General features: G+C 55.7%; 3 protein-coding genes and 1 pseudogene. All 4 read left to right on the top strand.

Annotation, left to right across the window (positions count from 1 at the left end; genetic code table 11):
• Positions 1 to 185, top strand: a pseudogene (gene rplK, locus ACIONG_RS29995) (50S ribosomal protein L11); the annotation flags it as partial.
• Positions 185 to 877 carry a 50S ribosomal protein L1 gene (gene rplA, locus ACIONG_RS29990; protein ID WP_401304601.1) on the top strand — a complete coding sequence of 231 codons (693 nt, stop codon included), beginning with the start codon at positions 185 to 187 and terminating at the stop codon, positions 875 to 877. The pseudogene rplK and the gene rplA, both read left to right, overlap by 1 nt.
• A 198-nt stretch (positions 878 to 1075) precedes the next feature.
• Entirely contained in the window at positions 1076 to 1576 is a 501-nt protein-coding gene (rplJ, locus tag ACIONG_RS29985) for a 50S ribosomal protein L10 (protein WP_401304598.1), read from the top strand.
• 74 nt (positions 1577 to 1650) lie between these two features.
• The gene (gene rplL / locus ACIONG_RS29980; protein WP_003228750.1) at positions 1651 to 2016 is read left to right on the top strand and encodes a 50S ribosomal protein L7/L12; all 366 of its coding nucleotides are present in this window, start codon (positions 1651 to 1653) and stop codon (positions 2014 to 2016) included.
• Positions 2017 to 2264: the final 248 nt, after the last annotated feature.

Below are 2264 nucleotides of genomic sequence, written 5' to 3'. Positions count from 1 at the left end.
CGGCCGGTCTGACCCGCGGTTCCGCTCGTCCGAACACCGGTAAGGGTGGCTCTGTTACCCGTGCTCCGCGGGACGAACTCGCGAAAACCCGAACCGCGGATCTGACTGCAGCTGAGCTGGATGCGGCCGTGCGTACTATCGCCGGTTCTGCGCGTAGCATGGGCCTTAACGGGGAGGGTGTGTAATGGCTAAGCTGACCAAGCGTCAAAAGGCTATCGCCGGCAAAATCGAAGCAGGCAAGGCCTACAACATTGTAGACGCCGCTGCTCTGCTGGCTGAGCTGTCGACTGTCAAGTTCAGCGAGTCGTTTGACGTAGCTGTAAACCTGGGTGTTGACCCGCGTAAATCTGACCAGGTTGTTCGTAGCGCTACTGTGCTGCCACACGGCACTGGCAAGACCGTTCGCGTTGCTGTGTTCCAGGGTCCAGCTGCTGAGGCCGCTCTGGCTGCCGGCGCTGACCGTGTAGGCATGGACGACCTGGCTGCCGAAATGAAAGGCGGCGACCTGAACTATGACGTAGTGATTGCATCCCCGGATGCCATGCGCGTTGTAGGTCAGTTGGGTCAGATCCTCGGTCCACGCGGCCTGATGCCTAACCCGAAGGTCGGCACCGTAACTCCAGACGTAGCTACCGCGGTTAAAAACGCCAAGGCTGGTCAGGTTCGTTATCGCACCGACAAAAACGGCATCATTCACACCTCCGTTGGCAAGATCGGTTTCGATGCCGTCAAGCTGAAGGAAAACGTTGAAGCGCTGATCGCTGATCTGAAGCGTATCAAGCCTGCTTCTTCGAAAGGTATCTACGTCAAGCGCGTTACCCTGAGCACCACTATGGGCCCAGGTCTGGTTATCGATCAGAGCTCGCTGGACGCGTAAGACAAAGGTTGGCGCGATTGTTCGCGCCAATTGAAAAATTGGGGTCCCTGCCTGGCGGGGGCTATCCAAGACCGTAGGCGGCGCAAGCCTTAAACCATAAGCCTACGCAGATGGTGCTCCCGGTTCCTTACCGAATCAGACACCAAAACGACATTCGGTTCCGATCGAATGAAACGGTAACAAGCAGGAGTTAAACCCGTGGCAATTAATCTCGAAGACAAGAAGGCCATCGTCGCTGCCGTCAACGAGGCTGCCACAGTCGCTCTGTCCGCTGTCGTGGTTGATGCACGTGGCGTAACAGTAGGCGCAATGACCGGACTCCGTAAAGAGGCTCGTGAAGCTGGCGTTTACGTACGTGTTGTACGTAACACCCTGCTCAAACGCGCTGTTGCTGACACTCAATACAGTGTCCTCAACGACGTGTTCACCGGCCCGACCCTGATTGCATTCTCGAACGAACATCCGGGCGCTGCTGCTCGTATCTTCAAAGAGTTTGCCAAGGGTCAGGACAAGTTCGAGATCAAGGCAGCTGCGTTCGAGGGCAAGTTCCTCGCAGCTAATCAGATCGACGTACTGGCAACTCTGCCGACCCGTGACGAAGCAATTTCTCAGCTGATGAGCGTGATTCAAGGCGCTACCAGCAAATTGGCTCGTACTCTGGCGGCAATTCGCGACCAGAAAGAAGCTGCCGCAGCCTAAGGCTCGTCAACTTCTCGCGTTTTTTGTTTATTTCGATGGTCGCGTAGGCCGTCCCCCAATTCAGGAATTGAGTCATGTCTCTGACTAACGAACAAATCATCGAAGCAATCGGCCAGAAATCCGTAGTGGAAATCGTTGAGCTGATCAAAGCGATGGAAGAAACCTTCGGTGTTACCGCTGCTGCTGCTTCGGCTGGTCCAGCTGCTGCTGCCGCTGTTGTTGAAGAGCAAACCGAGTTCAACGTTGTTCTGCTGGAAGCTGGCGAGAAGAAGGTTAACGTGATCAAGGCAGTTCGTGAACTGACTGGTCTGGGCCTGAAAGAAGCCAAAGAGAAAGTAGACGGCGCTCCTCAGGTTGTAGCTGAAGGCGTTTCGAAAGAAGCGGCTGAAGACGCCAAGAAGAAGCTGGAAGAAGCAGGCGCTAAAGTCGAGCTGAAATAAGTATCGACTTTGCTCCTCCAGCCCGAGCGTCAAGCGACAGGCTGATGGCTGGTGGCTCTTGCCACCGGCCTTTTTCCGTTATTGGCAGCCGACTGGGTCGGCGCTGATAAGGGCGCTGTAACCACCCGATGCGGTGGCGCAAACCATGGGGTTTGCACGATTTTCTGGCTGCTCCCGTCGGGAGGGGCCAAACAAGCAGGTGACCAAGCTGGGGAACGCTGATGGCTTACTCATATACTGAGAAAAAA

The organism is Pseudomonas sp. NPDC087817 (assembly GCF_044742875.1).
Lineage (GTDB): Bacteria > Pseudomonadota > Gammaproteobacteria > Pseudomonadales > Pseudomonadaceae > Aquipseudomonas.
This window is presented reverse-complemented; position numbering and strand designations above follow the sequence as displayed.

What these genes read in the sequence shown, in the direction of transcription:
- rplL (WP_003228750.1), top strand. Translation starts at nt 1,651, where the DNA reads ATGTCTCTGACTAACGAACAAATCATCGAAGCAATCGGCCAGAAATCC.
- rplA (WP_401304601.1), top strand. Translation starts at nt 185, where the DNA reads ATGGCTAAGCTGACCAAGCGTCAAAAGGCTATCGCCGGCAAAATCGAA.